The organism is Lentzea aerocolonigenes (assembly GCF_000974445.1).
Taxonomy (GTDB): Bacteria; Actinomycetota; Actinomycetes; order Mycobacteriales; family Pseudonocardiaceae; genus Lentzea; species Lentzea aerocolonigenes.
Genome location: NZ_BBOJ01000030.1, coordinates 98,832 through 105,319 on the forward strand (window position 1 = coordinate 98,832; position 6,488 = coordinate 105,319).

The window sequence follows — 6,488 nt, forward strand, 5'->3', positions numbered from 1 at the left end:
TGATCGGGTTGCCCTGTGGCGGTGGGGCTGGTCTGGCAGGATGCCGCTCACACCACGACGGGGGTAAGCCGCGATGACCGAAACGCCCGGCTGGTCCTCACCCGACCAGCAACCGAACCAGCCGCAGCAGCAGCCGCCTCCCGGCTACTACGCGCCGCCGCCTCCGATGCCGCAGCCGTCGATCAAACCGGGCGTGATCCCGCTGCGGCCGCTGGGCGTCGGCGAGATCATCGACGGCGCGATCACGACGATGCGCCGCTACCCGAAGCTGATCATCGGCGCGGCCGCGGTGGTCGCGGCGATCACCCAGATCATCGGCCTGCTGGTGCAGCTGCCGTTCCTGCGCGACCTCACCGCGGCGGTCTCGGTCGACCCGAACACGGTGTCGCAGGAGCAGTTCGTCCAGCGGCTCACCGACTCCATGGTCGGCTTCCTCGGCGGTGCGGCGCTCAGCGGGATCCTGGCGCTGCTCGGCACGGTGTTCCTGTCCGGCTACGTGACCGTGATCGTGGGTCACGCGGTGCTCGGCGAGCCCGTCACGTTCGCGCAGGCGTGGGACGAGTTCAAGCCGCGCCTGCTGCGGCTCCTCGGCGCGTCGCTGCTGTCGACTCTCGTGATCGCCATCGGCGTGATCTTCTGCTTCGTGCCCGGCGTCTGGCTCGGCGTGATGTTCTCCCTCGTCACGCCCGCGCTGGTGCTGGAGCGCTGCGGCGTCGGCACGGCGTTCGGCCGCTCGCGGGCCCTCGTGAACGGCGCCTGGTGGCGCACGTTCGGCATCCTGCTGCTCGCCTACATCATCGGCGCGGTCATCAGCATGATCATCGCGCTGCCGTTCAGCCTGCTCGGCAGCGCGGCCACCGGCTTCAGCGACGACCCGGCGGTGGCGCTGAGCGCCGGTTCCCTGGTCCTGTCCGCGATCGGCGGCATCATCGCGTCGACGATCACGCTGCCGTTCAGCGCCGCCGTGACCGTGCTGGTCTACGTCGACCGCCGGATGCGCGCCGAGGGCATGGACATCGAACTCCAGCGGGCCGCAGGACATGGCGGTATCTGACGTACCGGTAGATCTCGGCCGCGACGACGCGCGCGACGCCGCGGCACGGGAGCTCAGCAACCCGGCGTACGTCTCCGACGACCCGAACCCGCTGGAACGGGCGATCGGGTGGATCCTGGAGCGCCTCGGCGAGCTGTTCGCCGGGGCCGGGGGCATGAGCGGCATCACCGCGGTCACGGTCCTCGTGGTGCTGGCGGTGATCATCGTGATCGTCGTCCGGCTCCGGACCGGACGCACCGGCCGCGCACTGCGTTCCGGCGGCAAGGTGTTCGGCTCGACCGTCCTGACCGCCGACGAGCACCGTGCCGCCGCCGACCGCGCCGCGGCGGCCGGTGACCTGGCCGAGGCCGTGCGCGAACGCTTCCGCGCGGTGGTGCGGGAACTGGAGCAGCGCGGTGTGCTCGACCCGCGGGCCGGCCGCACCGTGGACGAGGTGGCGGTGGAGGCGGGCACGGCACTTCCGGTGCTGGCGGACGACCTGCGCGGTGCCGCCGTGCAGTTCGACGACGTCTGGTACGGCGGCAGGCCCGCGACGGCGGAGGGCTACCGGCAGCTGGTCTCCGTGGACGACAGGGTGCGCGGATGACGGCGGTCTCCCCCGACGCCGGGCGGATCTGGACGGCCGCGCGCGGCCCGGTGCTGATCGGCGTGATCATCCTGTTCGCCGCCGTCGTGATCACGTTGCTGCGCGGCAGCGGTGAGGGCGGCTCGCTCGATCCGCGTTCGTACCAGCCGGACGGCAGCCACGCGGTCGCGCGGTTGCTGGAGCAGAACGGTGTGCGCGTCGAACTGACGGACACCGCGTCCTCAGTGGACGGTGCAACGCTGTTCGTGCCGCAGCCGAACCTGATCGACCCGCAGCGGCTCGCGGACCTGAGCCGCCGGGCCTCCTCGACGGTGCTGCTGGCTCCCGCCGGTGGAGTGCGCCGGGTGGAGATCGAGACCCGGCAGCCGGGCTGCCCGCTCGCCTCCCGCGCCGGTGCCGCCACGACCGGAGGGTTCGTCTACGAAGGCGAACAACGTTGCTACGACTCGACGTTGGTGCGCACCGGCACGGTGACGACGATCGGCAGCGGCGCGATCTTCACCAACCGCTCGCTGGACGAGGAGGGCAACGCGGCGCTCGCGTTGTCGTTGCTGGGCCAGCACGAACGCCTGGTCTGGTACCTGCCGTCGGCCGCCGACCGGTCCGTGCAGAAGTCGTTCACGGACCTGGTCCCGGACGGCTGGAAGTTCGGCGCGCTGCAGCTCGGCATCGCGGCCGTGCTGATCGCGCTGTGGCGGGCGCGGCGGCTGGGCCGGGTGGTGCCCGAACCGCTGCCGGTGGTCGTGCGCGCCGCCGAGACCGTCGAGGGCAGGGCGCGGCTGTACCGGCGGTCGCACGCGGCTTCCCACGCGGCTTCGGTGCTGCGCCAGGCGACTCGTGACCGGCTGACCCCGCTGCTGGGTGTGCCGGCCGGTGAGGACCCGTCGGTGGAGATCGCCGTCCGGACGACGCGTTCCGCTTCGGACGTGCGGACTCTGCTTCATTCGCAGGAGCCGGTGGACGACCGGGGGTTGGTCGCGCTGGCAGCTGAGCTGGACGCTCTGGAGGACGAGGTGCGCAAGGCATGACGGCAGTGGTCACCACAGAGGAAGCACGCACGGCGCTGGTGGCGTTGCGCACGGAGATCGGCAAGGCCGTGGTGGGCAACGACGCCGCGGTGACGTCGTTGATCCTCGCGTTGCTGTGCAAGGGACACGTGCTGCTGGAGGGCGTGCCGGGCGTCGCGAAGACGTTGCTCGTGCGCGCGATGGCCCGTGCGCTGGACCTGTCGACCACGCGCGTGCAGTTCACGCCGGACCTGATGCCCGGCGACCTCACCGGTTCGCTGGTCTACGACTCGCACAACGCGGCGTTCTCGTTCCGCGAAGGCCCTGTCTTCACGCACCTGCTGCTGGCCGACGAGATCAACCGGACGCCGCCGAAGACGCAGTCCGCGCTGCTGGAGGCGATGGAGGAACGGCAGGTCTCCGCGGACGGCAAGACCCGGCCGCTGCCGTCGCCGTTCATCGTCGTGGCCACCCAGAACCCGGTGGAGTACGAGGGCACCTACCCGTTGCCCGAGGCGCAGCTGGACCGGTTCCTGCTGAAGGTGACCATGCCGATTCCCCCGCGCGAGCAGGAGATCGACGTGCTGACCCGGCACGCGTCCGGCTTCGACCCGCGCGACCTGTCGGCCATTTCGCCGGTGGCGGGTGCCGCGCACCTGGAGGCGGGTTCGGCGGCGGTGCGTTCGCTGACCGTGGCACCTGAGGTGATCGCCTACGTCGTCGACGTGTGCCGTGCGACCCGTCAGTCGCCTGCGGTCCGTTTGGGTGTGTCTCCGCGTGGCGCAACGGCTCTGCTTGCGGTGGCGCGCGCGTGGGCGTGGCTGTCCGGCCGTGACTACGTGACGCCGGACGACGTGAAGTCCCTGGCCCGCCCTGCCCTGCGCCACCGCCTGGAGCTGCGCCCGGAAGCCGAGCTGGAGGGCGTGACGGCCGACGGCGTGCTGGACGGTGTGCTCGCCGCGGTCCAGGTGCCGCGCTGACGTGGCACTCACGGGCCGCGCGGGCCTGCTCGCGCTCATCGGGGTACTCGTCGTCGGACTCCTCATGCCGTCGTGGCAAGGAATTCTTGTGTTCCTTGCAGTACTGGTCGTGTGTGTTGCGGTCGACTTGTTGTTGGCGGCGAGTGTCCGGCGTTTGACGTTCTCGCGCGCAGGAGCGACGTCTGTCCGTACAGGCGAGGTGTGTGAGGTCCAGCTGACCGTGCACAACCCCGGACGTCGGCTGCGTGGCGTTCTTCGTGACGCATGGGCACCTTCTGCCGGTGTGGTCACCGACCGGGTTTCGGTCGATGTACCCGCAAGTGGCTCACGTGTGTTTGCGTTTGAATTGCGCCCGTTGCGCCGCGGCGACCGCATGGCCGACCGTGTGACCGTGCGCTCCCTCGGCCCGTTGGGCATCGCCGCGCGCCAGGGCTCGCACGAGGTTCCGTGGACCGTGCGCGCGCTGCCCCCGTTCCACAGCCGACGCCACCTCCCGCCGTTGCTGGAACGCCTGCGCGAACTCGACGGCCGTCGCGCCTCCCTGATCCGCGGCGCCGGCACGGAGTTCGACTCGTTGCGCGCCTACGTCATCGGCGACGACGTCCGTTCCATCGACTGGCGAGCCTCAGCCCGTTCGTCCGACGTGGTGGTGCGAACGTGGCGCCCGGAACGCGACCGCCAGGTGACGATCGTGTTGGACACCGCCCGCACAGCCGCCGGCCGAGTCGCCGGCGCCCTGGGCGGCCTGCCCCGCCTGGACACGTCGATGGACGCGGCGTTGTTGTTGTCCGCCTTGGCATCGCACGCCCGCGACCAGGTCGACTTCCTCGCCTTCAGCCACAAGGTCCGTGCCTCCGTGCCCCGCGCCACGCTGCCCGTGCTGGTGCAGGCCATGGCACCACTGGAGGCCGAACTGGTGGAGTTCGACGCCCGCGGCGCCGTGGCGGAGGTGCTGCGCCGGGCGAGTCGCCGTTCGTTGGTCGTGCTGTTGACGTCGTTGGAGCCGTCGATCGAGCACGGTTTGCTGCCGCTGTTGCCTTCGCTGGCTTCGCGGCACCGGTTGCTGATCGCGTCGGTGTCCGACCCGGCGGTACACGCGATGGCAGCCGGACGCGGAGACCTGGAGTCGGTTTATGCCGCTGCTGCTGCGGAACGGACATTGGCCGAACGCCGCCGTCTGACCGCTTTGCTTGCACGGCACGGAGTTGACGTTGTGGACGCACTGCCGGATGATCTGCCACGCGCGCTTGCGGACCGCTATCTGGCGTTGAAGGCCGCAGGCAAACTCTGAACTTGTACCGGCTCCAAGAGGTACTTCCTTCGGGGAGATCCGGTCGGAAACGCTGGAGTGGAAGAGCTCCATGCTCCTAGCTTCTTGACCATGCCACGACGAAGCTCAAGCGTGGTGGGCAGGGAATTCGGCAAGGGCGTGCGCTACGCCATCGAGCAGACCCAGATGACCCATCGCAAGATCTCCGAAATGCTCGGCTGGGACGAGTCCAAATTTTCCGACCTGATCCGGGGCAAAGGCGGTGTCAGCGAGGCAGAGGTGCTGCAGCTGCTCGCCTTCTGCCGGGTGCCCCCGGCCGAGGTCCACAGGCTGCTTGCCCTGTTCCGCGAGTCCCGGGAACGGGGCTGGCTGGTGTTCTCCGACAGCGTTCAGCACGGGGTCCGCAACCTGGTCGAGCAGGAACGCCTCGCCAACAAGATCATCGCGTGGTCGATGAACCTCATCCCTGGTCGACTCCAGACCGCTGACTACATGTGGGGGCTCTATGAGGGGGCTGCCCGTCACGACGAGATCGACTACAAGGCACTCATCGCCGAAAGGCTCGCTCGAAGGGACGTCTTCCACGGGAGCCGCGAGTTCGTGTTCTACATCCACGAAGTGCGCCACGAGGCGCTTGATGTTCGAGTGAGGGTGAGAGGCCCTTGCCGTCTGGTCGTCGCAGCGGCTGGGTGAAGCTGGGAGCAGTCTGACCTGGGGAACGCCGGGGAGGGCGGGAAGCAGCTCTGACAACGCCGGGACGTGCCAGCACTGCCAGATGGTGCGGGTCCGGCTAGCGAGGCCCGAGGGTGCAGCGTGAGCGAACCAGTGGTTGACGCCCCGTAAGAGTGGAACCGGCTCCAATCTGGCGGATATGGGCCGGGGTGCAGTGCGCGGCTGTTGTTTCGTGAAACAGCCGACTCCATGGCCGTTTCTCATGGTCGGCGTGGAGGCCTCGCTGAAGGTCTGCGGCGTAGGCGTGGCGATGCTGCCGGGGTAGAGCTGGGTGCCTGCCGGGCTGATCGAACATCGAGTGAACGTGGGAACCATCCGTGGCCGCCCCGGCTTCAGGTATCCAGCCTGGAGGCTGGGGCAGGCTCGTTGCCGGCTGAGGGTCACCGGATGGGGCGGAGGTTCCGTAGTAGTCCGAGCACGCGAGAGGCGTGCACATGGCGAAGGGGACCAGTGATTCTGCAATCGGAGGATGCTGGAATGCCGGGAGGGCGCGGGTGAATACCCGTGAACCGGACGAGCTGACCCTGTTGAGGGCGGAGCGCCGGGTACTGGAGATCCAGGCCAAGTTGCACCGTTGGGCGGCCGAGGAACCTGGTCGCCGGTTCGATGATCTGTTCAATCTCGTGGTCGATCCCGCGTTCGTGCTGGTGGCGTGGGAAAGGGTGCGCGGCAACAAAGGCGCACGCACCGCTGGTGCGGACGGAGTGACCGTCGCCTGCATCCGTGACGGTCAGGGAGTCGAGGTGTTCCTCGACGCGCTGCGGTCGCAGGTGAAGGGCGGCGGTTTCCGTCCGGTTGCGGTGCGGGAGCGGATGATTCCCAAGCCCGGTGGCAGGTTGCGCCGGTTGGGCATCCCGAC

Annotated in this window: 6 protein-coding genes and 1 pseudogene; all 7 read left to right on the top strand. The window is 69.4% G+C overall.

The window, feature by feature from the left end; genetic code table 11:
- The first annotated feature begins 73 nt into the window (after positions 1–73).
- Complete coding sequence (locus tag AOM45_RS43015) at positions 74–1,054, top strand: YciC family protein (RefSeq protein ID WP_030471649.1); 981 nt, start codon at positions 74–76, stop codon at positions 1,052–1,054.
- On the top strand, positions 1,041–1,640 hold the full coding sequence (locus AOM45_RS43020; protein ID WP_030471650.1) for a DUF4129 domain-containing protein: 600 nt from the start codon (positions 1,041–1,043) through the stop codon (positions 1,638–1,640). Before AOM45_RS43015 ends, AOM45_RS43020 begins: the two co-directional genes overlap by 14 nt.
- Complete coding sequence (locus tag AOM45_RS43025) at positions 1,637–2,668, top strand: DUF4350 domain-containing protein (protein ID WP_030471651.1); 1,032 nt, start codon at positions 1,637–1,639, stop codon at positions 2,666–2,668. The genes AOM45_RS43020 and AOM45_RS43025 overlap by 4 nt, the downstream gene beginning before the upstream one ends.
- Positions 2,665–3,627, top strand: coding sequence for an AAA family ATPase (locus tag AOM45_RS43030; protein WP_030471652.1), 963 nt, complete (start codon positions 2,665–2,667; stop codon positions 3,625–3,627). Before AOM45_RS43025 ends, AOM45_RS43030 begins: the two co-directional genes overlap by 4 nt.
- A 1-nt stretch (position 3,628) precedes the next feature.
- Complete coding sequence (locus AOM45_RS43035) at positions 3,629–4,918, top strand: DUF58 domain-containing protein (RefSeq protein ID WP_030471653.1); 1,290 nt, start codon at positions 3,629–3,631, stop codon at positions 4,916–4,918.
- A 114-nt stretch (positions 4,919–5,032) separates the two neighbouring features.
- Positions 5,033–5,590: a Scr1 family TA system antitoxin-like transcriptional regulator gene (locus AOM45_RS51485; protein WP_030471654.1), complete on the top strand. Its 558-nt coding sequence runs from the start codon at positions 5,033–5,035 to the stop codon at positions 5,588–5,590.
- A gap of 473 nt (positions 5,591–6,063) precedes the next feature.
- Positions 6,064–6,488 (top strand): annotated as a pseudogene (locus AOM45_RS43045) (hypothetical protein); the annotation flags it as partial.